At 70.7% G+C, this 25,145-nt stretch carries 20 protein-coding genes; 8 read left to right on the top strand and 12 right to left on the bottom strand.

Translation table 11 applies throughout. From position 1 onward, the window contains the following. Positions 1-27 precede the first annotated feature (27 nt). From AC6CCG_RS14240 to AC6CCG_RS14205, 8 genes are all read right to left on the bottom strand, one after another. Positions 28-2,148: a DUF6351 family protein gene (locus AC6CCG_RS14240; RefSeq protein WP_496655202.1), complete on the bottom strand. Its 2,121-nt coding sequence runs from the start codon at positions 2,146-2,148 to the stop codon at positions 28-30. Between the two features lie 358 nt (positions 2,149-2,506). Then, entirely contained in the window at positions 2,507-4,501 is a 1,995-nt protein-coding gene (locus tag AC6CCG_RS14235; protein ID WP_496655201.1) for a LamG-like jellyroll fold domain-containing protein, read from the bottom strand. Next, on the bottom strand, positions 4,498-6,000 hold the full coding sequence (locus AC6CCG_RS14230; RefSeq protein ID WP_496655200.1) for a sulfatase family protein: 1,503 nt from the start codon (positions 5,998-6,000) through the stop codon (positions 4,498-4,500). Before AC6CCG_RS14230 ends, AC6CCG_RS14235 begins: the two co-directional genes overlap by 4 nt. Next, positions 6,000-6,929: a dihydrodipicolinate synthase family protein gene (locus AC6CCG_RS14225; RefSeq protein WP_496655199.1), complete on the bottom strand. Its 930-nt coding sequence runs from the start codon at positions 6,927-6,929 to the stop codon at positions 6,000-6,002. Before AC6CCG_RS14225 ends, AC6CCG_RS14230 begins: the two co-directional genes overlap by 1 nt. Positions 6,930-6,938: 9 nt before the next feature. Further along, positions 6,939-8,492: an ABC transporter substrate-binding protein gene (locus AC6CCG_RS14220; protein ID WP_496655198.1), complete on the bottom strand. Its 1,554-nt coding sequence runs from the start codon at positions 8,490-8,492 to the stop codon at positions 6,939-6,941. Positions 8,493-8,518: 26 nt separating this feature from the next. Then, a complete protein-coding gene (locus AC6CCG_RS14215; RefSeq protein WP_496655197.1) occupies positions 8,519-9,466 on the bottom strand; it encodes an ABC transporter permease in 948 nt (315 codons plus the stop codon). Beyond that, on the bottom strand, positions 9,463-10,356 hold the full coding sequence (locus tag AC6CCG_RS14210) for an ABC transporter permease (protein ID WP_496655196.1): 894 nt from the start codon (positions 10,354-10,356) through the stop codon (positions 9,463-9,465). Before AC6CCG_RS14210 ends, AC6CCG_RS14215 begins: the two co-directional genes overlap by 4 nt. Further along, complete coding sequence (locus AC6CCG_RS14205) at positions 10,353-12,485, bottom strand: dipeptide ABC transporter ATP-binding protein (protein ID WP_496655195.1); 2,133 nt, start codon at positions 12,483-12,485, stop codon at positions 10,353-10,355. Before AC6CCG_RS14205 ends, AC6CCG_RS14210 begins: the two co-directional genes overlap by 4 nt. 129 nt (positions 12,486-12,614) lie before the next feature. Here AC6CCG_RS14205 and AC6CCG_RS14200 point away from each other — a divergent pair, with 129 nt between their 5' ends. Next, positions 12,615-13,352: a FadR/GntR family transcriptional regulator gene (locus tag AC6CCG_RS14200; protein WP_496655194.1), complete on the top strand. Its 738-nt coding sequence runs from the start codon at positions 12,615-12,617 to the stop codon at positions 13,350-13,352. A gap of 32 nt (positions 13,353-13,384) precedes the next feature. On the opposite strand, the gene AC6CCG_RS14195 is transcribed toward AC6CCG_RS14200, so the two are convergent. Together AC6CCG_RS14195 and AC6CCG_RS14190 are read right to left on the bottom strand one after the other, a co-directional pair. Beyond that, positions 13,385-14,548: a glucuronyl esterase domain-containing protein gene (locus tag AC6CCG_RS14195; RefSeq protein WP_496655192.1), complete on the bottom strand. Its 1,164-nt coding sequence runs from the start codon at positions 14,546-14,548 to the stop codon at positions 13,385-13,387. 38 nt (positions 14,549-14,586) lie between these two features. Next, complete coding sequence (locus AC6CCG_RS14190; protein WP_496655191.1) at positions 14,587-15,450, bottom strand: helix-turn-helix transcriptional regulator; 864 nt, start codon at positions 15,448-15,450, stop codon at positions 14,587-14,589. Positions 15,451-15,578: 128 nt separating this feature from the next. Between AC6CCG_RS14190 and AC6CCG_RS14185 the strand changes: the two genes are divergently transcribed. From AC6CCG_RS14185 to AC6CCG_RS14155, 7 genes are all read left to right on the top strand, one after another. After that, complete coding sequence (locus tag AC6CCG_RS14185) at positions 15,579-16,340, top strand: phytanoyl-CoA dioxygenase family protein (RefSeq protein WP_496655190.1); 762 nt, start codon at positions 15,579-15,581, stop codon at positions 16,338-16,340. A gap of 9 nt (positions 16,341-16,349) precedes the next feature. Further along, a complete protein-coding gene (locus AC6CCG_RS14180) occupies positions 16,350-16,964 on the top strand; it encodes a 2'-5' RNA ligase family protein (protein WP_496655188.1) in 615 nt (204 codons plus the stop codon). Between the two features lie 53 nt (positions 16,965-17,017). After that, a complete protein-coding gene (locus AC6CCG_RS14175; RefSeq protein ID WP_496655187.1) occupies positions 17,018-18,706 on the top strand; it encodes an extracellular solute-binding protein in 1,689 nt (562 codons plus the stop codon). Between the two features lie 25 nt (positions 18,707-18,731). Then, complete coding sequence (locus AC6CCG_RS14170) at positions 18,732-20,669, top strand: alpha/beta hydrolase family protein (RefSeq protein ID WP_496655186.1); 1,938 nt, start codon at positions 18,732-18,734, stop codon at positions 20,667-20,669. 46 nt (positions 20,670-20,715) lie between these two features. Continuing rightward, positions 20,716-21,843, top strand: a complete 1,128-nt coding sequence (locus tag AC6CCG_RS14165; RefSeq protein WP_496655185.1) for a glucuronyl esterase domain-containing protein — start codon at positions 20,716-20,718, stop codon at positions 21,841-21,843. Positions 21,844-21,924: 81 nt separating this feature from the next. Further along, entirely contained in the window at positions 21,925-22,701 is a 777-nt protein-coding gene (locus AC6CCG_RS14160; protein WP_496655184.1) for an SDR family NAD(P)-dependent oxidoreductase, read from the top strand. A gap of 47 nt (positions 22,702-22,748) precedes the next feature. Then, the gene (locus AC6CCG_RS14155) at positions 22,749-23,387 is read left to right on the top strand and encodes a hypothetical protein (protein ID WP_496655182.1); all 639 of its coding nucleotides are present in this window, start codon (positions 22,749-22,751) and stop codon (positions 23,385-23,387) included. Here the strand turns inward: AC6CCG_RS14155 and AC6CCG_RS14150 are convergent. Together AC6CCG_RS14150 and AC6CCG_RS14145 are read right to left on the bottom strand one after the other, a co-directional pair. After that, positions 23,353-24,141 carry an SDR family NAD(P)-dependent oxidoreductase gene (locus AC6CCG_RS14150; RefSeq protein ID WP_496655181.1) on the bottom strand — a complete coding sequence of 263 codons (789 nt, stop codon included), beginning with the start codon at positions 24,139-24,141 and terminating at the stop codon, positions 23,353-23,355. The two genes, AC6CCG_RS14155 and AC6CCG_RS14150, sit on opposite strands and share 35 nt — an antisense overlap. 18 nt (positions 24,142-24,159) lie before the next feature. Further along, positions 24,160-25,143: a Gfo/Idh/MocA family protein gene (locus AC6CCG_RS14145; protein WP_496655179.1), complete on the bottom strand. Its 984-nt coding sequence runs from the start codon at positions 25,141-25,143 to the stop codon at positions 24,160-24,162. Positions 25,144-25,145: the final 2 nt, after the last annotated feature.

The raw sequence follows: 25,145 nt of genomic DNA, 5'->3' as shown, positions 1-25,145 counted from the left end.
AGTCTGGGAACGGGTGGTGGGCGGCGGTCAGCCGATGGCGAGCCAGGTGCCCTGCAGCGGCTGTTGCCCGACGCCGGGCTTCGTCCAGTCGCAGACGCCGCCGGGGAAGACCTTCGCCAGCCGGGCTCGCTCGCCGGCACTGAACGGGACGGCGTAGTCGGCCGGGTCGACCGGCTTGAGCCGGCAACTGACCACGTCGTCGGCCACCGGAGCGCCGGCGACCAGGCGCGGGGTGCTGTGGACGGGATACAGCTCGCCGCACTCCCCCGCGTTGTCCGGGGTCAGCGGCTGGACGATCTTCCGCGGCTCGGCGTCACGGCTCCAGCAGGCGTCGGTCAGCCCGGACGGCTTGGACCGGACCGCCCGCCCGTGCGCCGAGCCCGGGCGGTCGTCCCGGACCAGCGCGGTCAGCCAGGCGTCCATGCTGGTCAGCGCGTACCTGAGCGTCGGGCTGTTCAGGCTGAACCCGCCGTACCGGTTGTCCTCCAGGAGCATCACCTGGTTGTCCGCGTCACCGTTGGCCGCGGTCAGCCGGGCCCGGGTGGCGTGCCCATGGGTGGTCATGTGGATGTCGCCGTTGACGGCGTCCTCGGAGTACGCGCGGTAGTCGATGATCGGCGTCCCGGCCAGGCCTGCGCCGGCGTTGAGAATCCGGCCGGTGCGGTAGGCGGCGGACCGGGCACCAGGATCGGCCGCGGTCCGTTGCGGGGTCGGCTTGGCGTCGAGGTCGAGCCCGCCGATGCCCTCGTTGAGATCGAGGAACTGTTCGACCGTGATGGTGCCGGCGTTCAGCGCGACAAGGCCGTACTGCACGCCGACGTTGTCCAGCGGCCGACGGGCGAAGCCGGTCTCGGGGTCGCGGCCGTACACGTTGACCGTGTGGTCGTAGACGTCGGCGCGGGCGCCGCCCGGATTGGTCTCCGGGTGGTAGCGCAGCTCGGTGGGCAGCCCGTCCGGGAACTCGGCGACCGGGTCCAGCCGCTTCGCGCCGTCGCTGAGGTTCTTGATGCTGCCCCAGCTCAGGAAGCCGGCCACCCGGCGCTGCTGATCTTGGGTGAAGGCCTCCGGCGCGACCTCGGTGAAGTAGCGGTGCAGCAGCCGGGAGTCGAACAAGGTGAAGTTGGTCGCCGACGTGACGTCGGGGAACGACTGGCCGACCACGATGCCGTCCAGCAGGCCGGGATAGTTGTCGGCGATCTGATGGCTCTGGTACGAGCCGCCCGAGGATCCCCAGCCGATCGTGAAGAGCGGATCGCCGTACAGCTCGACGAACCGTTCCTTGATCATCATCATCGTCTCGGCCGCGAGCAGGTCGTTGCAGTTGTTCCCGAAGACGTTCAGCGACGCCGACGCGACCGCGTAACCTCGCCCGAGCATGGTCGGGTCCAGCACGCCGCCGGTGTTGGTGCCCTGGGTGTACCAGCCGCGCCGGCAGCCGCCGCCGAACGTGTAGATCAGCCGGTCGTTCCAGCCCTGGCTGCGGTGGAAGGCCGACGGTGCGTCGGTGGCCGGGTCGTGCAGCATGGAGATCTGATAGATCGCCCGGTTCAGCGTGCCGGTCTCGATCCTGATCAGGAACGGGACCTTCGCGCCGGTGCTGGTCGTGGTCCAGGCAAGATCATCCGGTCGGACTGTCGGGTCGGGCAGCGGGAGTGTCTTGCCCGCGGTCGACCGGTAGGCATAGTCGACCCGGGTCGTCGTGGAGCAGTCCTCGTCCAGCGGCGCGCCCAGTGTGCTGCCGTCGACCAGCTTGAACCGGTCCGTCGTGCAGAGGTACGGAGACTCGTGCGGGCCGCTGATCACCGGCCCGGTGGCCGGATGATTGGTCAAGATCAACTGTGTCCGCAGCGTGCCGACGGTCGCGACCAGCTGGTTCGGGCCGAGCCGGAGTTGATCAAGGAGGCCGGTCAGGGTGTGGGTTGCCGGATCCGGTCGGAACGCGGCGGTGACGTCGGCGCCGTCGAGACTGAACCGGACCCGGTCCAGCGGCCGGTCCTTCGGCACCGTGGCCTTGACCAGGACGTCCCCGGCGGTGATCAGGTCCGGGCGGGCGGAGACGGCCGTCAGCCGGAGGCCGTCGGCCGCCGTCGCAGGCTGCGGCACGGCGACGAGGGACATCGCCAGCAGCGCGAGCGCCAGCAGGCACACCCTCAAGACGTTCCCTGAGCCTGTCGAAGGGCGAGGCCGGACCGGTCCCTGAGCTTGTCGAAGGGCCAAGGCCGATGTGTCCTGGCGCTTCGACAAGCTCGGTGCGCGGTGCGTGTGCCCTGGCCCTTCGACGGGCTCAGTGCGCGTTGCGTACGACATGGCGGACTCCTGACTCAACGGTGGGCGGAGTGGACGGCGAAATCGGCGAGCTGCGTGGTGTGGCCGGGTGACGTTCGGCGCCCGGGTCGCGGTGATCAACAGCCGCAGGCAGCGCGCCTCGGTCGGGATGAATTCCATGATCGCCGACAGGCCGGTGCCGGCGACAGCCCTTGTCCTCGACCGTGGATCGACACCAGGGCTAGCGGCCCCCGCCCCGGCGCGGGGCCGGCACGATGGCGTCCATCGCCAGCCGCGCGGTGAGGCCGCGCAGGCGGTCTGCGTCGCCGGCCCGTACCGCTCTCAGCTCGGCGTCGGTCAGCGCCCGGTCGTAGATCCGGAAGTCGTCCAGCGCCCCGTGGAACCGGTCCGCCCCGTCGAGCCGCTGGCCCAGATAGATCGGGGTCGGGTCGTCGCCGCTGACCGAACCGGCGGCGCCGGTCGCCTCCGCGATGCGGTCGCCGTCGACGTGCAGGGTGACGGTGCCGCCGCGTCGCTGCAGCACGACCTGATGCCACCGGCCGTCCGCGTACGCGCTCGGAGAGGTGACCGTGGCCGACCCGGACGACGTGGTCACCGTGCCGCGGAGCCGGTTCATGCCGGGTTCGGCGCGCAGCCAGACCTCCGGTGCACCGTTGAGGCCATACGCCCAGAAGAGGGCCTGGTTCCGGATCGCGTCGTCGTACCGGAACCAGGTCGAGACGGTGAAGTCGCCCGCGCCGAGGACCGGCCTGGTCCGGTACGGGAGCTGGACCCGGCCGCGGTCGCCGTCGAAGGCGAAGGCCCGGCCGAATCGGCCCTTCGTCAGGCCGACGCCGTCGAAGACCAGCGCCGACCGCCCCGGCAGGTCCGGTGTCGACGCCGGCGTCGGCAGGTCGCGCGCGTCCAGCCGGACGAACGCGATCTCCGACCGGTAGTCGGTCGGCCCGCGCTCGTAGAGCAGCCCGAGCCCGCCGTCGGCGAGCTGGACCATGTCCGAATAGCCGCCGTAGCAGGCGCATTCCTCGACGGACAGGCTGCGGTCGTTGCTGCCGTACACCTGGAGGCCCTCGTCGGTCGAGTCGCCCGGGGTGTCCACCGTCTGCCAGCTCAGACCCTCGTCGAACGTCGCCCGGATCGTCGGCCGGATCCGCGGCTCGGTGTTCACCGACGGCGCCAGAGTGAGGATCCGGTTGAACGCGCCGCCGGTGTCGGTGGCGCCGTAGCGCAGCGACGAGGACTGGATGAACGGCGCCTCATAGCCGCGGACCAGCTGGTAGTCCTGGTGGTAGGTCGCGCCGCCGTCCTTGCTGATCGCGATCGCCCGGTGTGGCCGGACGTTCGGGTCGGCCTCCTCCTCCGGCGTGCCGCCGTGCCACTCCTGGCGGGCCCACGCCATCACGTCGCCGTTGACCAGCTCGACCAGGCTGATCTCCTGCGGGATCAGCTGCCGGTCCTTGGTGTAGTGGACGTGCGCGCCGCGCTCCCAGGTGACGCCGGCGTCGTCGCTGTAGACGAGCATCGCCCCGGAACCGGTGTCGTCGTTGTAGTTGATCCCCGCGATCAACCGCCCCCGATGATCACCGCGGGTGAGCTGGAGCGCGTGCACCGGGCCGGTCGCGTAGTGGCCCCAGGCGGGATCGTCCAGTTGCGGCTGCAGCACCGGGGCGGTCCAGGTCGCGCCGTTGTCGTCGCTGTGCAGCACGTACGGGGTGCGCGGCGCGGTTCGCTGGTTGCCGCCGGGATTGGCCGGGTCGACCGGGTTGTGCATGCCGAGCATGACGATCCGGCCGTCCGGGGCGTCGACCCGGGGCGCTCCGGGCAGCTTCCGGTAGACCACCGGGCCCGGGTTGCCGCGGGTGGCCGGCGCCGTCGGGTCGCCGGGCTCGCCCCGCACCACGGTCTCGATCGGCCCCCACTCCGTCGCGCCCGGCGGCAGCCGCCGGACCACGGTCTCGATGTTGGACTTGTCGGCGCAGGTGTGGAACCGGTGTTCGGCGAAGGCCAGCAGCGAACCGTCCGCGCCGCGGACGATGGCCGGTATCCGGTAACAGCCGGACGGCACGTGCGAGGTACCGAACAGCACGGTGGTTCGGGCCGCGAACGGGTCGATGGGCGCGGCGCCGGCGGCCGGCACCGGCAGCAGGGCCGCCGCGCCGACCAGGGCCAGCAGGCCGACCTGGAGCCGGAGCCCGCTCCTCTTCTTGGGGATCTTCACGGTCGTCTCTCTCCTTCGAGTTCGGGGACACCCACGCGCGCTGAGTCCTGGCGCAACCGCCCTTCGACGGCGGTGGCGAACTCGTCGCGGCGGTGGTGGCGTTCGTCGTCGGTGATCTTGGTTCGCGCCGGGGCATCGGGGTCCAGGTAGGTCGGCGGGGTCGCCTCGTGCAACGCCCAGGCCGCCCTGGCCTCGCGCAGCTCGGCCAGCGCATCGGCGTGCTCTGGATCGCCGGCCAGGTCGTCGAATTCGTACGGGTCGGCGGCGAGATCGAACAGGGACTCGCCGGCGGCGTCGGACCAGAGCAGCTTGTACCGCTCGGACCTGATCATGATCGCGGACTCGTGCCGGCGGTCCTCGGCGAAGACGTACGGATGCCCGGCGGCCGGATCACCCAGGTCCCTTCCCGGCAAGGACAGCCCGGCCTCGAGACCGCAGCAGGCCAGGATCGTCGGCGCGAGATCGATCATGGAGACCAGCCGGTCGTTCACCTCGCCGGATCGCCGCGATCCGGGGAACTTGATCAGCAGCGGCACCTTGATCACCGGGTCGTACATCGGTCCGTCCTTGAGCAGCAGGTGGTGGAACCCGAGGTACTCGCCGTGATCGGCCGTGAAGATGATCAAGGTGTCCTCGTAGCGGCCGGCCCGGCGCAACTCGTCCAGCAGTAGCCCGACCTGATGATCAAGGTGAGTGATCGTGGCGTAGTAGTGCGCCATCACCCGGCGCAGGATCGGCTCGGTCAGCGGGCCGTAGTCGAAGTAGCGGCGCCGGTAGCGCTCGTCGGCCGCCGGGATCTCCTCCGTCCAGCCGGGCAGCGGGGTCAGTGTTGCCGGGGCGTAGGCCCCCGCCCAGCCGGCCGGCGGGTCGAACGGGTGGTGCGGCTTCACGAAGGACACGTGCAGCAGCTCGCTCGCGTCGGTCGACCACGCCGCCACGGAACGCCGGGCCCGCTCGCCGATCCAGGTGGTCGAGTGCCACGCGTCGGGCAGGTCGGACGTCCCGCTCCCGTACGTCTCCCAGTAGGAGGCGGGCGCCGAGGCTCGAAACTCCCGCTCCTGATCGACCAGGTCGGTCACCGGCGCCAGCCCGGCCGCGGCCAGGTCCCGGTGATAGTCGTCGTCGTAGCGACCGGGGCCGTCCTGCTCGGCCAACTGCAGGCTGTCGTACCCGACGTCGAGGTGGGTCGGCGTGAAGTGCATCTTGCCGACCGCGGCGGTCCGGTAGCCGGCCCGGCGCAGCGCCCGCGGGAAGGTGTCGATCCCCGGCGCCAGCGTGCACCGGTTGGTCCAGCCGCCGTGCTGGCGTACCTGCAGGCCGGACAGCAGCGAGTACCGCGACGGCGTGCAGACCGGAAACGTGCTGTAGGCGTGGCGATAGCGGACGCCGTCGGTCGCCAGCCGGTCCAGCGCCGGTGTCCGGACGTCCGGGTGTCGGGCCGCGCCGAAGCAGTCCGCCCGGAACTGGTCGGCCTGGATGATCAACACGTTCGGCGGCATCAGCCGGCTCCGAACCCGAGCCTGGTCACCTCGGCCCGCAGGGCGGCCAGTTGCTCCGGCGTCACCGGGGCGAGCGGTGCCCGGACCGGGCCACAGTCGACCCCGTACACGGAACCGAGCGCCTTGAAGCCGGCCAGTTCGCCGGCCGGTGCCGCGGCCGCGTCGATCACCTGCAGGGCCAGCAACTGCAGCTGCCGCGCCTCGTCGATCTCGCCACGAGCTGCATGATCGACCAGCCGGCCGAACAGCGGACCGGCGAAGTTGTACACCGAACCGATCGCCACCCGGGCACCCCATTGCCAGGCCGCCAAGATCAACTTCGCCACGCCGACGAACACCTCCTGGCCACCCTCGCCGGCCAGCTGCAGGCAGCGCTGCAGGTCCACCATGTCGTTGTCGGCGAACTTCACCCCGGCGAAGGTCGGGATCCGTTCCCGGGCCATGATCAAGATCTCGCTGGCCTTCTGGTTCACGCCGGTCATCGAGGGGATGTGGTAGTACGTGAACGGCAGCGTCGGCGCCGCCTCGGCGATCGCCGCACAGGCGTCCACCAGGGCGCCGACCGAGCCGGGTCGGTGGAAGTACGGGGCGACGGCGGAGATCGCCCGGGCACCGATCCGTTCGGCATGACCGGCCAGCCGGCGGGACTCGCCGAGGCTGGCGTGCCCGACGTGGATGATCACGTCCAGCCGGCCGTCCGCGACCTCGATCCACCGCTCGGCCAGTGCCATCCGCTCGTCCGTCGTGAGCGCGGCACCCTCACCGGCCGTACCGCCGACGTAGGCGGCCGGCGATCCCCAGGCCACCAGGTCGTCGGCCTGCTTCGCGACGGTGTCCAGGTCCAGCCCGCCGTGCTCGTCGAACGGCGTGAAGACGGCGGTCAGCAACGCCATGCCGTTGTCGGCGGCGGGATAGCGGAGTTCGATCATGGATGCCCCTCAGGCCTTGGTGTTGATCAGGGTGACGAAGTCGCGCGGGTCGGTGGCCAGGCCGGTGACCCGCTGGTTCAGCGCGAACAAGGACGGTTGGGTGGAGATCCCGATCGCCCAGGACTCGTCGACCAGCACCTCGTTCAACGCCGCGTAGGCCGCTTTCTGATCATCGGGCGTGAGCGCCGAACCAGCCGCGGCCACCGCGTCGACGTACTTCGGCGGCACCTTGTCCCGGAACGTCGTGTTCTCCTTGCCCGGCAGCATCTGCCGGCCGCGGGCGATCAAGGAAGGGCTCTGCAGGTTGTTCGGCTGATTGGCCACCGTGCACTGCAGCTTGCTGGCGAACAGCGCCTCCAGATAGGCGGCCTCCTCCTGCGGCGCGATCTCCAACTCGAAACCGATCTTCTTCAGGTCGGCCTGGATGATCTGCAGGATCTCCACCGCCGGCGAACCGGAGGTGACCCCGGCGACCGCCTTCCGCTCCCCGCCGGACTGCTCCAGCAGCTTCGCGGCGGCGTCGAGGTCGAAACCGTGCGATTCGAGATAGGCCGGGTCGAACGCCGGCGACTGCGGCATGAATGCGGTGTAGACGGGCTCACCGACGCCGAAGGCGACCTGCTGCAGGATCCGGTCCCGGTCGATCGCCCGGGCCAGCGCCTGCCGGAGCAGCTTGTTGTCGAACGGCGGCATCGTCGCGTTCATGAAGAACAGCACCATCCGGCCGCTGCCCTCGACCAGCGTGAACCGGTCCTTCAGCCGTGCCGAGTGCCGGAACCCGATGTAGGCGGCGCCGTCGACGGAACCGGACTCCAGGGCGGCCACCAGGGCGTCCTCGTCGGTGAAGAACCGGTAGTCGACCTGGTCCAGATACGGCTTGCCGGCGTCGTAGAAGTCCGGGTTCTTGATCAAGGTCAGGCTCTGGTTGCGTTTGTACTCGCCGAGGGTGAACGGGCCGGACCCGGCCGGCTCGTGCTCGAGCTGCGCCGTCGTGTTCTTGTCCGCCGGCACCAGCGGGAAGGCGAACATCCAGTCGATCACCAGCGACTCCGGCGTCGGCGCCTTGAAGTCGATCTTGACCGTACGGTCGTCGACGGCCGCCGCATGCTTGATGAAGGCCGACGGCTGGGCCAGCGTGAACGCGGCATCCGGATCGAGCGCCCGCTCGACGCCGGCGACGACGTCGTCCGCGGTGACCGGCGCACCGGAGTGGAACGTCGCCTCCCGCAGCGTCACCGTGACCGATCCATGATCATCGGCGAACTCCCACTTCTCCGCACCCGCCGGGATCGCCTCGTACTCGCCGGTCGTCGGGTAGTCGACGAGATAGGTGTAGAAGGCGTGGATGTGGATGTCCGTGTTCGTCAGGTACGGATCGAACTGCATGATCTTGGTTGTGCCGAGGGTGAGCTTGCCCGTGCCGGCCGCACCGCCCGGGCTGCCCTCGGTGGCGGGGGCACAAGCGCTCAGCGGGCCGGTGGCGAGCGCGCCGCCGGCGGCCAGGCCGACCCCGAGCAGGGCGCGGCGGGACAGGAGCCGGGACTCGCGTGGAGAGTTGATCATGATGTTGCCTCTGCGGTGAAGGAGGATCAGGTGAGTCGGATGCGAGGATCGAGCAGGCCGTACAGCACGTCGACCAGCAGGTTGAGCAGCAGGAAGGTGGCGACGACGAAGAGCACGCCGCCCTGGACCAGGGCGTAATCGCGTTCCCCGATCGCGGTGTAGAGCAGTCGGCCGAGGCCGGGGTAGTTGAAGACGGCTTCGATGACGACGGTGCCACCGAGGAAGCCGCCGAGCTGCAGGCCGACGATCGTGACCGTCGGCAGGGCGGCGTTGCGCAGCGCGTGCCTGCCGATCACGTCCCGCTCCGGCACACCCTTGGCCCGCGCGGTCCGGATGTAGTCCTTGCCCATCACCTCGCCGAGCGAGGTGGCCAGGAACCTCGCGGTGACACTCGACGTGTGGACGGCGATCGCGACCGCGGGCAGGATCGTGCTGCGCAGGGCGAGGACGGGGTTCTGCCAGAACGGCACGAAGTCGCTGGAGGCCGGCAACCAGCGCCACTGCACCGCGAGCACGATGATCAACAACAGGCCGAGCCAGAACGCCGGCACGGCCAGCCCGGCCGTGAGATAGCCCTGCAGCAGCCGGCCGGCGAGCGACCGGGGCCGCAGCGCCACCACGATGCCGACCGGCACCGCGATGATCAAGGTCAGCAGCAGGGTGAAGGCCGCCAGCTGAACGGTGGCCGGAATGCGCTCGAGCAGCCCGGTGAGCACCGGCTCGCCGGAGTAGTACGAGACCCCGAGATCGCCGCCGAGGGCGTGACTCAGCCAGACCCCGTACTGCGCCAGGAACGGCTGGTCGAGCCCCATCCGAGCCCGGGTCGCGGCGAGCTCCGCCTCGGAGGCGTCCGGGCCGAGCAGGACCGTGGCCGGGTCGCCGGGCAGCAGCAGCACGAACGCCCAGACGGCGATCGAGCCGAGCAGCAGGACCACCGCGAACTGGAGCAGCCGCCGGATCAGATAGCTGGTCACACCGCACCCCCGCCCAGGCCGCCGGTCGTGCCGCGGCTGCCGCCCCCGACCACCAGCTGCAGGCCGCGCCCGATCCGGTCCAGGAAGAACACCGTCGCGGCCAGGCAGAGGCCGGGGAACAGCCCGTACGTCGGGCTCTGATAGAGGTACGACCTTGCGTCCTGCAGCATGCCACCCCAGGACGGTGCCGGCGGCGGTGTGCCCAGGCCGAGGAAGCTCAGCCCGGCCTCGACCACCACGGCCATCGACGCGGTGATCACGAACTGGACCAGGATCGGGCCGAGCACGTTCGGCAGCACGGTACGGACCATCGTGTCCGGCGTGCTCGCGCCCATGCCCTTGGCCGCAAGGACGAAGTCGCGCTCCCGTACCTCCAAGGTGGCCACCCTGGTCAGCCGGGCGAACTCCGGGATCGCGCCGATGCCGATCGCCAAGATCAGGTTCAGCCGGCCCGGGCCGAGCACAGCGATGATCACCAACGCGAGCAGGATCCCGGGTACGGCGAGCAGCAGGTCGACCACCCGCATCGCCACCGCGTCGGTCCACCGGCCCAGGTAGCCGGCCACCAGGCCGAGCGGCACGCCGATCCCGGCCCCCACGGCCGCGGCACCCGCGGCGACGATCAAGGACGCGCGCGCCCCGTGGATCATCCGCGAGGCGATGTCCCGCCCGAGCTGATCGGTGCCGAGCAGGTGGGCGCCGGACGGGCCGAGCAGCGGCGTGCCGCCCTGCGCGGCCGGGTCGTACGGCGCGACGACCGGCGCCAGCAGGGCCAGCAACGCGATCGTGGCCAGCCCCACGGCGCCGACGACCGCGGACCGTGACGCCGCGAACCGGCGCACCGCACCGAACCGCTGTCGCTGCGGGACCAGAGGGGTCGTGGTGATCATGAACTGATCTCCTCGGCGAAATGGCAGGCGGTGAGCCCACCGGCGACCGGCCGCAACGCGGGCTCCTCCTCGACGCAGCGGACCGCCGCCATCGGGCACCGGGTCCGGAACCGGCACCCCGACGGCGGATCGACCGGACTCGGCACGTCGCCGCCGAGCGGCACCCGGCGCCGGTCCTCCCGGCCGACCGGGTCCGCGACCGGCACCGACGCCAGCAGCGAGCGGGTGTACGGGTGCCGCGGGTCGTCGTACACCCGGGCCGCCGGACCAGACTCGACGATCTTGCCGAGATACATCACCGCGACCTCGTCGGCGACCTGGCGGACCACGGACAGGTCGTGACTGACGAACAGGTAGGCCATCCCGGACTCCCGCTGCAGGTCGGCCAGCAGGTTCAGCACCTGCGCCTGCACCGACACGTCGAGGGCCGAGACCGGCTCGTCCAAGATCAACAACTGCGGCTTCGAGGCCAGCGCCCGGGCGATCGCGACCCGCTGCCGCTGCCCGCCGGAGAACTCGGCCGGGTAGCGGTCGACGTACTCGGGCCGCAGCCCGACCCGATCGAACAGCTCACGCACCTCGGCTCCGCGTTGTGGGCGAGGCAACCTTTGTAAACGAAGCGGTTCAGCCACGTTGTCGCCGACGGAAAGACGCGGATTCAGCGAGGCGTACGGGTCCTGGAAGACCAACTGCGCCCGCCGCCGGATCCGGCGCAAGCCCGCGCGGCCCGCCTTCCCGACGTCCTCCCCCTCGACCAGGACCTGGCCGCCGGCCGGTTCCACCAGCCGCAGCACCAGCCGAGCCAGCGTGGTCTTGCCGCAGCCGGACTCGCCGACCAGGCCGAGCGTGCCGCCGGCCGGGATCCGCAGCGAGACCCCGTCCACCGCGTGCACCCAGGATGTGGCCCGGGCCAGCACCCCGGTCCGCACCGGGAACCGGGCCACCGCCTCGCGTACCTCCAACACCGAAACGCCGCCCTTCATCGCCGCAGGGTCGTTCCGAACGTGCACTGTGCCTGTCGAGGTGCCGAGCCGGACCTCGCCCTGCCCTTCGACGAGCTCAGGGAACGTGTTCGACCCCGCCACCTCCTCCGGGAAGTGGCAGGCGCTCGCACCGTCCCGGCCGGCCCGCAGCTCCGGCCGGGTCGTCCTGCAGAGATCGCGCCCGCGGGCGACCGGACAGCGCGGCTCGAACGCGCAGCCGGCCGGCAGCTCGGTGAGATCCGGCGGCTGGCCGGGGATCGGCAGCAGCCGCTGCGCGGACGCGTCGAGCCGGGGCAACGCCCGCAGCAACGCCGCCGTGTACGGATGCCGCGGCCGGGCGAAGATCGACGTGACGTCACCGGTCTCGACGATCCGGCCGGCGTAGGTGACGGCGACCCGATCCGCGGTCTCGGCGACCACACCGAGGTCGTGCGTGATCAACACGACGCCGGCCCCGGTCTCCTCCCGGGCCAGCCGCAGCACGTCGAGGATCTGCGCCTGCACGCTGACGTCCAGCGCCGTCGTCGGCTCATCGGCGATCAGCACCTTGGGCCGGTTGGCGATCGCCATCGCGATCATGACCCGCTGGCACATGCCGCCGGAGAACTGGTGCGGGTACTGGTCGTACCGGGCCGACGGATGAGGCACACCGACCAGTTCAAGCAACTGAACGACCCGGTCCCGGGCGGCGCCGGCCGTCAGGACCCGGTCGTGCACCCGGAGCGCCTCGGCGATCTGATCACCGACCCGCTGGACCGGATTCAGCGCCGAGATCGCGTCCTGGAAGATCATCGCGACGTCTCGTCCGAGTCGGCGGCGCAGCTCGGGCTCCGGCAGCCCGAGCAGGTCGACTCCCCCGAGCGTCACCTCACCGGAGACACGGCGCAGATTGGAGCGCGGCAGCAGCCCGAGTGCGGCGAGCACGGTGACGCTCTTGCCGGAGCCGCTCTCCCCGACCACGCCGAGCGTCTCGCCGCCGTACACCTCGTAGGCCATCTCGTCGACCGCACGCACCACGCCCGCCGGTGTCGCGAACTCGACGACCAGGTCGCGGACCTCGAGCACCGGGCGGTCGCGGCCGGGCACGACGACCCGACGTTCGGTGATCCCGTCCCGGACAGCACCATCCAGGGCTCCACCTGACACCGACGGCCTCCTTCGGCCTCCACACTTCTGCAAGATGTCCTACAGCTTCAGGACTGTAGGCTACGGTTTCTCGAACGTCAAGAGTCTGATAGATATCCTACAAATTCTGGTACGAAAGGTGGCGCCGAGGTGGCCGAGCACGAGGCCGGACAGCCGGCATTCCGTCGCCTGGACCAGCCACGCCCCTTGCACCAGGTCGTCCAGCAGGAGATCCGGGCCTACATCCTCGACCAAGGGCTACGGCCCGGCGACCCGCTCAAGCCCGAGGCCGAACTGGCCCGCCTCTTCGGGGTCAGCCGCAGTTCGGTCCGCGAGGCGGTCAAGGCCCTGGAGTCGATCGGGATCCTGGAGACCCGGCGCGGCAGCGGCGTGTACGTCTGCGACTTCTCCTTCGCTCCCCTGTTCGACCACCTGCACTACGGCCTGCTGCAGGACCACCGAGCCTTGCGCGAGCTGGTAGCCCTGCGCAAGGCGCTGGAGGCCGACCTGATCGCGGAGGCGATGCGGGTCATGTCACCCGCGACCGTCGCCGCGCTCCATGAGAACCTGGAGGCGATGCGCACCCTGGCCGAGCAGGGTGCCGGCTTCGCCGAGCAGGACCGCCGGTTCCACCAGCTGCTGTTCCGGGATCTCGGCAACAGCATGCTGCTCCGCCTGTTCGACCAGTTCTGGCTCGCCTTCCACGCAGCCACGCCACCCCTGCGCGGCCGTACCCCGCAGGACGCCTACCGCAGCCACGCCGCCATCCTCGACGCCATCCGGAGCGGTGACCGCGCCCGGGCCCGAGCAGCGGTCCATGATCATTACCGCGGCATCGAGGCCAAGCTCGCCGACCCGGCCGAGGCAGAGCCGGGCCTGACTCCCTGAGCGACCGGAGCGCCTCGCCCGCCGGGTCCGGGTCAGCGCACCCAGCGGTCGGTGAAGTCGAGCCAGGCTGCCCAGTCGAACGGCAACACGTCGTGCCTGCCGTCGCGCAGGTGGTACCCGAGCGGCACGGCGTCGGGCTGCAGGATCGTTCCAGGCAACGGAAACCCGCCCGCCGTCGCCTCGACACCGCCCGGCCAGGCGGCCGAAGCCCCCTGCCAGGAAAGGAATTCTCCTTCCGGGTCGGCGCCGGGATCCTCGCTCGCACTGGCCACGTACAGCGGTCGTGGCGCGACCAGGGCCAGCAGGTCGGCCTGATCAGGGATCTCGCGAGGTGCGCCTTCGTGGATCCGCTGCCACGCCGCGGCGGTCTGCTGGAACCGCGGTGTGTACCAGTACGGACGGACCTCGGCCAGCAACTGCGGCGTCTCGCCCACCGCCCGCGACGAAGCCGCGCCCGTACAGCCGGAGTCGTTGCTGATCACCGCGGCCCAGCGGGGGTCGCAGGCACCGGAGAACAGTGCCGTCTTGCCGAGCCTGGAGTGGCCGTGGGCGATCACCCGGGCCGAGTCGATCTCCGGCACCATCCCGGCCTCGAGGGCGTCGAGGACCCGCGACATGGTCCAGGCCCAGATCCCGATCGCACCCCACTCCGTCGGCCGGCGTTCCTCGTACGGTGAGCCGCCGAGCATCCGGTGCGGGCCGGTGGCGAAGACCTCGGGGGTGTCGGGCCCGAGTTGGCGGTAGCACCAGGTCACCGACGCGTACCCGCGCGCGGTGATCGCCGCGAAGTCGAACCGGTGAGCCTGGTGGCCACGCTCGACCCGCTCGGCAACGCCGTCGCGTGCGAGCGAGGTGCCGATCCGGTCGCCGGCAGCGGAGTCGCTGACAGGATCCGAGAGATCGAGGACCGCCGGGTCGGTGGTGCAGGCGTGATTGCCGCCGAAGTTCATCCCGAGAAAGCCCGGAGCCGGCTGCTCGGTCGAGGCGCCGTCGGGCAGGTGCACCAACAGCGTGATCCGCGTCGGCGGCCCGGTCGGCGCCGACAGGTCGAGCCGAACCTGGCGCCGGAGGCCACCGTCGGAACTCGGGCCCTCCTCGAGCAACCGCCAGGACAGCGCCACGGCGGACGCGGTCGCAGGCGGGTCGCCGTACATCCGGTCGGCGAAGAACTGGCGCACCGTGCTGGGCTGGATCACGGCTGATCACTGTAACGACGCTTCGTGATCATGCCGTGCTAGGTGGCGATCCGGTCGAAGGCGAGGCGGCGGCGGTAGTCGGAGGGGGAGATCCCGTAGACCTGGCGGAACCGGCGGCTGGCGTAGTTCGGGTCCGGCCAGCCGACGGCGCGGCCGAGGACGGCGATCGTGTCGTCGCTGCCGAGCAGCAGGACGGCGAAGCGTTCGGCGCGGCTCCGGGTCAGCCAGCCGAGCGGCGTGCTGCCGACCTCGGTCCGGAACAGCCGGTGCAGCCGGGACGGCGAGACGGCGGCGGCCCGGGCCAGGTCGGCGACGGTCCAGGGCCGGGCCAGATCGCCGGTCATCGCGGTCAGGGCCAGCTGGACCGGTCTGGTGATCATGGACGTGCCGGCCGCGGCGATGGTCAGCCCGGCCAGCCGGCCCAGGGCGCAGCCGAGCAGGCTCCGCCGCACGATCGCCTCCTCCGGACCGGGCTCGGGCCGCCCGCGCCGCGGCCGGGCCAGCTGGTCGAGCCAGCCGGTCACCTCGGCCAGCCGGTCCGGCGCCAGCGCGTCCGTCGAGGCCCCGCCGTGCAGCAGCAGCCGTACCAGCGACGGATGGGCCAGGCACCAGGCCAGGTCGGTCAGCAGCAGCCGCGGCCCGACATAGACGTTGATCACGGTGCACCGCTCCGGTTGCAGGTACGCGTGCCAGCTGCCCGGCCGGACCGCGACGACCTGGCCGGGGATGATCATGCGATCACCGTCGGCGGTCCGGTGCACGGCCCGGCCGGCGACCACCAGGGCGAGCTCGATGAAGTCGTGGATGTGCGGATCGACCGGTTCGGGGATCGAAACCCGGTCGGCCAGGATCGGATAGTCCGCTTCGGTGAACACGTTCGGTTCCCGCCGGAGCAACGTCATCGCGCCCGTACCCTTCGCTGAGTGCAGGATCGTGCTAGGACGGGCCGAGTCTGTCCTGTCCCCGGCCCGGCTGACCAGACCAGGATGGAGGTCCACCGACTTTCCTGCAAGCAAAGGAGCTGGGCGCGATGACCACGACTGCGCCGGACACCAACCTGCTGGACCCCGAGACCGTCGCCGACTACCGCCGTGACGGTTTCGTCCGGATCAAGGGGGTGCTCACGCCGGAGGAGGTGGAGCGCTTCCGGGACGCGGCCAAGCAGCAGTACGAGACCGGCACCGCGCTGAACCGGGACGACCAGATCTTCAAACAGGTGGTCAACGTCTGGACCTCCGACGAGACCCTGCGCGACCTCACCCTGCACCCGAAGCTGGCCCGGCTGGCGACCGAGCTGGCCGGCCTGCCGGTCCGGATCTGGCACGACCACCTGTTGATCAAGAAGCCGCACAACCAGGCGCCGACGGAGTTCCACCAGGACGCGCCGTACTGGCCGCACGCGAACTGCCGGCACAGCCTGTCCGCCTGGGTCGCCCTGGTCGACGTGCCGGTCGAACGGGGCTGCATGACGTTCATCCCGGGGCAGCACGAGCGGCGCGACATCCGCCCGATCGATCTGTCCGACGCGCACGACCTGTTCGAGGCTGCACCGGACCTGACCTGGCACCGGCGGGTCACCATCCCGCTGCAGGCGGGCGACGTCACGTTCCACAACGGCTACACACCGCACACCGCGAACTCCAACAACACCGATGAGTTCCGGTACGCGCACATCAACATCTATGCCGATCGTGAACTGACGTACGACGGCAAACCACACGTGTGCACCGATCCGTTGAACCTCACGGTCGGCCAGCAGCTTCCGGATGATCATTTCCCGCCGGTCGGCTAGCTTGGCCGGATGACCCACGCGGAGCAACTCCGGAATCACTGGTACTGGCGACCGGGCTGGCGGGTCGGCACCCGCGGCTACTACTGGCACCTCACCTGGGACGGACAGTCCGAGCTGCACCGGCTGGTCGACGAGTACCAGGCGGTGCTGGCTCCGTTCCCCGGGCTGGACCCGATCCCGCGACCCTGGCTGCACATGACCCTGCAGGGGATCGGCTTCGCCGATGAGGTCTCCGATGATCAACTCGCGGCCCTGACCGACCGCGCCCGAGCCGCCGTGGCCGACCTCGGCCCGATCCGCGTGCGGTTCGACCGGGTGCTGGTCTGGGGCGAGGCCGTCGTACTGGTACCGACGCCGGCCGAACGGCTCGAGGCGCTGCGGGCGAGGCTGCGGGAGCTGACCGGAGCGGTCACCGGCGCGACGCCGGGGCATGATCATTTCTCTCCGCACGTCAGCTTCGCCTACGTCAACACCGACCAGCCGGCGGCCGAGGTCGTGGCCGCCGTCGAGAGCATCCGGCCCGAGCCGGCCGAAACGATCATCGACGCGGTGACCTTGCTGGAGCAGCACCGCGACAACGGCATGTACGAGTGGAGGGTTGTGACCGCGCTGCCCCTCACTTGACCGGACCAGGATGCAAGACGCAGTTGATCACGGGTTGACGCACGGTTTTCAGCATGATCATCTTCTGTGGGGAAACGATTTCTCATCGTGCCTCCCAAGGAGAGATCATGATCGCCCATTCGGCGAGAGGTGTTTCACGTCGTAGCCTGCTCGGTGCCGCGGGAACGGCGGCACTCGGAATGGGCTTGGCAGGCTGTGGCCAGGCCGATTCCGGTAGCACCGGCGACGGAAATTCCGGCCCGGCCGTCGAGTTGCCGGCCTGGAAAGAACCTCAGGGCCTGCCGACTCCGGATTATCCCGGCATTCCGGGCCGGCTTTCCGCGGGCTACCTGTCGTACCCGAAGAATCCGCCCTCGATGGCCGAGCCCTCGCCGGCAGCCGGGGGCACCATCAGCGCGGCCTACCCGATCTCCGGCGGCACGCCACCACCGGTCGAGCGCAATGCCTATTGGCAGGCGATCAACAAGGCACTGAACACCGACTTCCGGGCCACCCTGATTCCGGCCGGCGACTACACGGCGAAATTCTCGGTGCTCGTGGCCGGCGGCGATCTCCCGGACCTGGTCGCGGCCCCGAGCACGTACCCGCGACTGCCACAGTTGTTGAAGGCCAAATTCACCGACCTGACCGAGTTCGTCGCAGGCTCGGCGATCGAGGAGTACCCGAACCTCGCCTACGTGGCCACCGGTGCCTGGCGCGGCGCGACCTTCGACAACAGGATCTTCGCGATCCCGCAGTCGAAGGAACCGATGCCGTCGGTGATGTTCGCCCGCAAGGATCTGCTGGCCGAGGCCGGCGTGACCGCGGAATGCACTTCGTTCCAGGAATTCCGGGAGATCGCGGTCGCGTTGTCCCGGCCGGCCGAGAATCGCTGGGCGCTCGGTAGCGTTCCCGGCGTCGTGCAGTTCATTCTGTCGATGCTGGGCCGGCCCAACGCCTGGAGCGAAGAAGGCGGAAAGTTCACCGCCCAACTCGAGACTCCGGAATATCGGCAGGCACTGTCCGAAACCACCTCCCTGTGGGCCGACGGTCTGTTCCATCCGGATGCGCTGGCCTCGGACACGGTGGGCCAGAAACATTGGCTGGTCGCCCGATCGATCGCGTTGCATTGGGACGCGATCGGCGCCTGGACCGACGACGTGTTCAAGCAGGCCAAACTCGCCGAGAATCTGACCTGCATCGTGCCGCCGGGATTCGACGGCGGGCCGGGTACGTCGGCCATCAGCAAGCCCTGGTTCCGGCTCATGCTGATGCCGAAGGCCGAACCCGATCGTGTCCGCGAACTGCTGCGCGTCCTCGATTATCTGTACGCACCGTTCGGCTCGAAGGAATACCTGCTCAAGACCTTCGGGGTCGAAGGCGTCGATTTCACGTTCGACGGGTCGGAACCCATTCCGACCGAGCAGGGCATTGCCGAGACCGCGCTGATGATGCGGTACGTGGGCACGCCGCCCGTGGTCACCTATCAGCCGGGACAGCCCGAGGTGACCAAGGCCCGGTACGACTACGGCAAGCGGGTCCAGGACCTGATCGTCGACGATCCCACCGTCGGGCTGCTCTCCGAGACCGAACAGAACAAGTCCCAGGAACTCACCTCCCTGGTGACGGACGCGGTGAACGCGATCGTCGCGGGTAAGAAGCCTGTCGACACCTTCGAGGAGACGGTGCAGACCTGGCGCCGCACCGGCGGCGACGAGATCCGTCGGGAGTTCGAGGAATCGTTGCAGGGTTCGGATCGCTGACCCGTCACGGAAGGGAGACGGCACGGTGCCGTCACGCGCAGGAACCGAGGTCGCCCTGGGTCCGCACCTGGACGGCCACTACGACGTCGCCGATCAACTGCGCCGCCATCTCCGGCGACGCACCACAGAGGCCTTGGCGGCCGGTCGGCGGGCCAAGGACGCGATCGGGTCGGAAGATCAACTTCGGCAACGCCAGGCCTGGCTGCGCAGTTTCGTCCTCGAGAAGATCGGGGACGGGCTGCCGGCGGACCGGTCGGTCCCGACGGCGACCCACCGGGGCACCCTGTCCCGCTCCGGTTACGTGATCGACAAGCTGCTGCTGGACTGCGGTGACGGCACGGTCCTCACGGCGAACCTGTACCGGCCGACGGGCCGGACCGGGCCGCTCCCCGCGGTGCTGTTCTGTTGCGGCCACGCGCTCGCCGGCAAGGCCGCCCCGGCCTACCACGGCGCCTGCGCGATCCTGGCCCGCAGCGGCTTCGTCGTGCTGGTCCACGACACGATCGGGCAGGGCGAACGCGTCGACCTGCTCGACGGCGCCGGCCGGGCGGTGATCCCGGCCAATGTGCCGCAGCACAACCACCTCGGCGTCAAGGCCTGGTGGGCCGGTGAGAGTTCGGCTCGGGCGTTCGTCGCCGATGCGCGGCGCGCGCTGGACTACCTGGCGTCCCGGCCGGAGGTGGATCCCGGGCGGATCGCGGCCCTGGGCAACAGCGGCGGCGGCACGATGGTCAGCTGGCTCGCGCTGGTCGAGCCGAGGCTGGCCGCCGCCGGGATCAGCTGCTTCCTGACCGGGATCGAGGAGATCCAGGACTCGGGCCACGCGCAGGATCCGGAGCAGGTGATCATGGGCGGCGTGGCCGCCGGAATCGATCATGACGACGTACTGCTGGCCATGGTCCCGCGGCCGACGCTCGTCCTGTCCAAGAACTCCGACTTCTTCCCGATCGAGGGTACGGTCCGTACGGTCGAACGGGCCCGCCGGTGGTTCGGCCTGGCCGAGGCGCCGGACCGGCTGCGCCACGTCCGCGACGACGGGACGCACGGCCTGAGCGACCGGCTGGCCCGGGCCGCCGCCGAGTTCTTCGCCGAACACCTCGGTGCCGTCGCCGCCGACACCACCGAACCCGAGACACCGGCTGTCGAGGATGCGCTGCGCTGCACGAGTTCCGGCCAGTCGGCGCTCGACGGCCGCCCGATCCGAGTACGCGACGGAATCTCGGGCCGGCTCCGGCAGCGACCGGCGCCGGACCCGGACGCGGCCGTCGCCTGGCTCCGTGACCGGGTGACAGCCGGTCGGCGTCCGGCCGCGGAACTGTTCCCGCGCTGGTTCGACAGCCCCGCAGCCGGGGTCCGCAAGGTGATCTGGTGGGCCGAGGCGGATCTGCTCAACTCGGCCGTGGTGTTCGATCCGGCCGGCCCGGTCGAGGGCGTCGAGATCCTCCTGCTCGATCACGGGACGGATGATCTGCCCGACCACCTCGGCCGCTGCCGGACCCGCCAGCAGGCGGGGACCGCGGTGATCGTTCCCGATCTTCGCGGCAGCGGCGGGGTCTCGCCGCGCAGCGACAACGCCCACGATCTCGAGGCGCACTACGGGACGCTGTTCCGGATGACCAGTGACCTGATCGCGCTCGGTGACAGCCTCGCCGCCGGACGGATCCACGACCTGCTCCGGGTCCTGGACCTGATCACCGATCCGGCCGGCCTCGATCTGCAGCGGCCCGAGATCGGCCTCTCCGGCCACGGCCACGGGGCGTTCCTGGCGGTGGCCGCGGCGGCGCTGGACTCTCGGATCGCCGGTGTCACCTGCCTCACTCCGCCCTTCGACCCGACCGCAGAGGTCACCGAGTCCTTCCACGGCAGCGAGCGGGACGCGGTGTTGATCATCCCCGGAATGGCCCGGTACGCGCCGCCGGCGGTCCTGGCCGCCGCGTTGGGCGGTCGACTGCGCCTTCCATGATCAACTCGCCTGCCATGATCGTCTCCGGCCGAACCGAGGAGAGCCAGTGAACGTACGGGAGCATTTCGGGGACCGGGTCTACGGACGGCCGCCGGCCGGCGCCTCGGTACGACAGTCGTGGTCCGTCCTGGAGGAGGGGCCGGCTCCGGAGGGCGGACTGCGACGTCAGCTCCGGCTCGACCTGACCGCGCCGGGCGGTGATCAGGTACGGCTCACGCTGCTGGTCCACCTCCCGGCGGGAGCCCGGCCCGACGCTCGCGTACCGGCGTTCTGTGGGATGAACTTCCGCGGCAACCACGCCTGCACCGATGACCCGGCGGTGCTGGATCCGAACGCGGAGCCCGAGGTCGGCGACCCGCTGTGCCGGGCCGCCGGAGCGACCCAGGTGGAGCGCGGCGAGCAGGCCCACCGGTGGCCGTTCGGGCTGGTCACCGACCGCGGCTGGGCGAGCGTGACCTGGTGCTATCTGCAGCTCGGCCCGGACGATCCGGGACTGCTCGAGATCGGTCCGCATCGGCTGTTCTCGGCCCACCGGCTGACCGAGCGCGATCCGCAGGAGTGGGGAGCGATCGGGATCTGGGCCTGGACCATGTCACGGGTCCTCGACGCGCTGGCGGCGGGCCTGGTGCCGGAGATCGACGCCGGCCGGGTGATCGCCCACGGACACTCCCGGCTCGGCAAGACGGCGATCTGGGCCGGGGTCGAGGATCAGCGCTTCGCGGCGGTGATCAGCAACGACTCCGGCTGCCTCGGCGCGGCCCTGACCCGGGAGCGCGGCGAGACACCGGCCGCGCTGGCCGAGCGGTTCCCGCACTGGGTGGCGCCGAGCTTCGCCGAGGTGCTGCCGCGCTGGCGTGCCGTGTTCGACGGGACGCCCGATCCTGACCTGCCCGACCAGCCCGACCTGCTGGCCCTGATCGCGCCCCGCCCGCTGTACGTCGCGAGCGCCTCCGAGGACGCCTGGGCGGACCCGGAGGCCGAGTTCCTGGCCTGGCAGCGCGCCTCGTCGGCCTGGCCTGGCGGGGCGGCGGCCACCGCGGGCGCGTTCCCCGAGCCGGGCGAGCGGCGGGCTCCGGACGTACCGCTCGGCTATCACCTGCGGGACGGCGGCCACGACGTCTTCCCGTTCGACTGGCAGGCCTGGCTCGACTTCGCCGACCGCTGGGTCCGCTGAGTCCTCCGGGCCCGTAGGATCGGTCTCACCCAGCGGTTCAGACATTTCAAAACTGGACCGTCCGTTGAGCCGAAGGACGCCATGAACTCTTCCGGGCAGCTGACCGACCGCGTCGTGTTGATCACCGGCGCCTCTCGTGGCATCGGGGCCGCGGTCGCCGCGGGGCTGGCCGAGCGCGGCGGCCGGGTGGTCCTCGCCCACGAGCCACGCCCGGACCGGGCCGCCGAGGCCGCGACCGTGCTGAGCAAGATCACCGACGCCGGTGGGACCGCGATCGCGTTGCCCGCCGACCTGTCCGACCCCGCCCAGGTCACCGACCTGGTCCGCCGGTCCGCGGAGGCCTGGGGCCGACTCGACGTGGTGATCGCCAACGCCGCAGCCTCCGGCCGTTCGGACTGGCGCACACTGTCGATCGCCGACTGGGACCGGGTGCAGCAGGTGAACGTCCGGGGCACCTTCCTGCTGGCCCAGGAGAGCCATCCCTGGCTGCTCCGGGCGCCCGCGCCGTCGTTCATCGCGGTCACGTCGGTGATGGCCGAGACCGGCCAGCCGGGCGCGCTCCACTACACGGCCTCAAAGACGGCGATCATCGGCCTGGTCCGGGCGCTGGCTCGCGAGGTGGGCCCGGACCGCATCCGGGTCAACGCCGTGATGCCCGGCGCGATCCGCACCGAGGACGAGGTCGAACTGTTCCCCGACGCCGCCGCGGTGGACCCTCAACTCCTCGCCGTGCAAGCGATTCCCCGCCGCGGCGTGGCCGCCGACCTGGTCGGCGCATTCGCCTTCCTGGCCGGCAACGACAGCGCGTTCGTGACCGGTCAGGTGATCAACGTCGACGGGGGCTGGGTGCTGCGCTGACCCAGCGTCATTTGTGAGTAACCAACATAGTGAATATCATTCACTACATGACGACGGTACGCCGACCCAACCTCGTGGACCGGGCCGCGGCCATGGAGCGGGCCACCTGGTCACACCTGTTCCGCTGGATCACCCGGAAACCCGCCGTGCCCGCCGGCGCCAGCGGCTTCGGTTACGCCTCGGCCATGATGCCGGTCGTGATCACGTTCATCGTCGTGTCCGCGATCGAGATCCCGGTGGTGCATCTGTTGATTCCCTGGCTGTGGCTGGAGATCGTCGCGTTGATCATCGGCATCTGGGGACTGCTCTGGATGTTCGGGCTGTTGGCGGCGGTGCGGCTCGGGCCGCATCTCGTCGATGATCGCCGGGTCCGGTTCCGGCACACGACGAGCATCGACCTGGCCGTCCCACTCACCGCGATGACGTCGGTCGTCTCCCGGCTGCGCTCACTCGAATCGAGCCGGGCGGTGCAGCTCCAGCCGACGACCGGCGGCACCGCCTTGATCATCGCCGTGACCGGGCAGACCAACGTCGAGGTCCGGCTGGCCGAACCGATCACCGTCGAGCTGCCGGCAGGACCGGCTGAGATCATGGAGGTTCGGTGCTACGCCGACGATCCGCGCGGCATGGCGGCCGCGATCCGGGCTCGGCTCAGCGAGCCGTCCAGCCGCCGTCGACCGGGATGATCGCCCCGGTGACGTACGCCGACGCCGGCGAGGCCAGGAAGACCAGGGCGCCGCTCACGTCGTGCCCGGCCGCCATCCGGCGCAGCGGGGTCCGCAGCGCGTAGCCACGGGCGAACTCGCCGTCCTCGCCGGTCGGGTTGTAGCCGCCCGGGCACAGGCAGTTGGCCCGGATCCCGTACGGCCCCAACTCGCCGGCCAGGTAGCGGGTGAACCCGATCATGCCGCCCTTGTCGTAGCTGTAGAAGGCGTACGGGGCGACGCCGGTCCCCGGATAGAGCGTCTGGTCGGGCCCGACCAGACCGTAGATGGAGCCGATGTTGACGACCGAGCCGGACCGCTGCTCGACCATGATCGCGGCCAATTCCCGGGTGAGCAGGAACAGGCCGCGGGAGTTCACCACCGAGGTCGCGTCCCAGTCCGCGGCACTGGTCTCGAACAAGCCACCGCCGGCGCGGTGCACCGCGTTGTTGATCAGCACGTCGACCCGACCGTGATCACCGCGCAGCCGGTCGGCGAAGGCCGTGATCGACTTCGCGTCACCCTGGTCGAGCTCTGCCCCGATCACCTGGTGGCCCGGTCCGGAGAGCCGCGCCGCCGCGGCATCGGCCGCCGCACCGTCCCGCGAGGTCAGCACCACGGTGGCCCCGGCCTCGGCCAGGGCCTCGGCGAACCTGGTGCCGTACAGACCGGTACCGCCGGTGATCACGACCAACCGGCCGTCCAGCCGGAAGGCGTCCATCGTGAATTCGTCCATGATCGTCTCTCCTCCGGCTCAGTAGGCGCAGTCGACCCCGCTGCGGTCCGCAGCGGAGGTCCGCAAGGCGTCGGCGACGACCAGGGCGGCCAGGCCGTCGGCCAGCGTGACCACCGGCGACTGGTCGCCGGCCGCCACCGCGAGCAGGTGCTCGGCCTGCCGGCGCAGGGCGGCCTGCGCCGGCTCGGCGTGATCGAGGTGATCATCCCCCGCCCCGGTCCGCCGTACGGTGATCGTCCCGGCACCGAGATCGGCGGTGAGCGACCCGTCCGTCCCGATCACCGAGAGTTGGCGCAGCCCACGCCGATCCACGTAGTCGACGTGCAGGGCCCCGATCAGCCCGGATTCCAGCTCCAGCAGGGCATCGACGAGGTTGGGCTGCTCGACGTGCGGCACCTGCCGACTGGTCCGGGCGGCGGCCAGCACCCGCGTCACCGGTCCGAAGAACCAGGCGAGATAGTCCCATTCGTGCGAGTAGTCGCGGAACAGCCGGCCGGGCTCCGGCCGGGCGAACCGGTTGGCCGCCGCGGTGATCGTTCCGTACGCGCCGAGCAGCACCTGGAACCCGGTCGGCTCGCCGATGGCTCCCGCGGCCAGGAGTGAGCCCGCTCGCCGGACCACGGTCCGGTGCCGGAGCACGTACCCGACCAGACTCCGCTCACCCAGGGCACCGAGGTCGGCGACAGCGGCCCGGGCCTCGGTGACCGAGGGGCCGAGCGGCTTCTCCACCAGCACCGCGGCTCCGGTCCGTGCAGCCCGGGTCAGCTGATCGAGATGATCATGGTCCGGTACGGCGACGATCACCGCCACCGGCTCGTGGTCGAGCAGTTCCTCGAACGAGCCGGCCAGCCGCAGCTCACCATCCAACTCTGCCGCCGCGGCACGCATCTCCGCCGACGCGTCGTACCCGACGATCGGTCCGGCTCCGGCCTCCCGGAGCGCCCGCAGGTGCTGCCGGCCGATCGAGCCCAACCCGCTGATCGCTATCCACGGTTCCGCCATGA

The organism is Microlunatus sp. YIM B11417 (assembly GCF_059617205.1).
Note: the sequence above shows the minus strand (reverse complement) of the source record. Positions and strands in the feature narration are given on the sequence as shown.

Coding starts and splice junctions, on each gene's coding strand:
- AC6CCG_RS14225 (WP_496655199.1), bottom strand. CDS start 6,929: ATGATCGAACTCCGCTATCCCGCCGCCGACAACGGCATGGCGTTGCTG.
- AC6CCG_RS14230 (WP_496655200.1), bottom strand. CDS start 6,000: ATGCCGCCGAACGTGTTGATCATCCAGGCCGACCAGTTCCGGGCGGAC.
- AC6CCG_RS14210 (WP_496655196.1), bottom strand. CDS start 10,356: ATGATCACCACGACCCCTCTGGTCCCGCAGCGACAGCGGTTCGGTGCG.
- AC6CCG_RS14190 (WP_496655191.1), bottom strand. CDS start 15,450: ATGACGTTGCTCCGGCGGGAACCGAACGTGTTCACCGAAGCGGACTAT.
- AC6CCG_RS14155 (WP_496655182.1), top strand. CDS start 22,749: ATGACGACGGTACGCCGACCCAACCTCGTGGACCGGGCCGCGGCCATG.
- AC6CCG_RS14145 (WP_496655179.1), bottom strand. CDS start 25,143: ATGGCGGAACCGTGGATAGCGATCAGCGGGTTGGGCTCGATCGGCCGG.
- AC6CCG_RS14220 (WP_496655198.1), bottom strand. CDS start 8,492: ATGATCAACTCTCCACGCGAGTCCCGGCTCCTGTCCCGCCGCGCCCTG.
- AC6CCG_RS14175 (WP_496655187.1), top strand. CDS start 17,018: ATGATCATCTTCTGTGGGGAAACGATTTCTCATCGTGCCTCCCAAGGA.
- AC6CCG_RS14150 (WP_496655181.1), bottom strand. CDS start 24,141: ATGGACGAATTCACGATGGACGCCTTCCGGCTGGACGGCCGGTTGGTC.
- AC6CCG_RS14180 (WP_496655188.1), top strand. CDS start 16,350: ATGACCCACGCGGAGCAACTCCGGAATCACTGGTACTGGCGACCGGGC.
- AC6CCG_RS14185 (WP_496655190.1), top strand. CDS start 15,579: ATGACCACGACTGCGCCGGACACCAACCTGCTGGACCCCGAGACCGTC.
- AC6CCG_RS14160 (WP_496655184.1), top strand. CDS start 21,925: ATGAACTCTTCCGGGCAGCTGACCGACCGCGTCGTGTTGATCACCGGC.